Consider the following 433-nt stretch of genomic DNA (forward strand, 5'->3'; position numbering starts at 1 on the left):
TATAAAAGAACCACTCATGCCTACCAAAAAGCTTCCGACCGGCATTTCCGCATAGCCGATCACCCGACAAGCAGAATTAGCTCGCCCGAGAAGTTTCTTTGGAGTGAGGCGCTGCCTGAAGGCGGTAACACTAATAAACCATAAGCTTGCTCCAACGCCAGAGGAAAAGGTGACGCCCCATACGACGACAGCACTTTTTGAAAAGGCTGGAATAAGCAGCAAGACAACCGTTCCTAAGCCGGCGGTGAGAACAGCTAGGCGCACCGGTGCATAGCGTATACGCGGCGCAAATAGGGCACCTGCCATTGTACCAAGCGCGTAGGCTGCAAACATCACGCCATATTGGCTGCTATGTAGGCCCAGATACCGACCGTCGGTAACGAAGAAGATGAACGAGGTTAGGAATGCTCCAAATACCACCGATAGAAAGAAT

The 433-nt window shown here is 51.5% G+C and carries 1 protein-coding gene; it reads right to left on the reverse strand.

What is annotated here, in order from left to right:
• Positions 1 to 433, reverse strand: a 433-nt coding sequence (locus J7R10_RS08860) for an MFS transporter (RefSeq protein WP_246787430.1), incomplete at both ends; no start/stop codon positions are given.

It is taken from the genome of Bartonella vinsonii subsp. berkhoffii ATCC 51672 (assembly GCF_902825225.1).
Classification (GTDB): Bacteria; Pseudomonadota; Alphaproteobacteria; order Rhizobiales; family Rhizobiaceae; genus Bartonella; species Bartonella berkhoffii.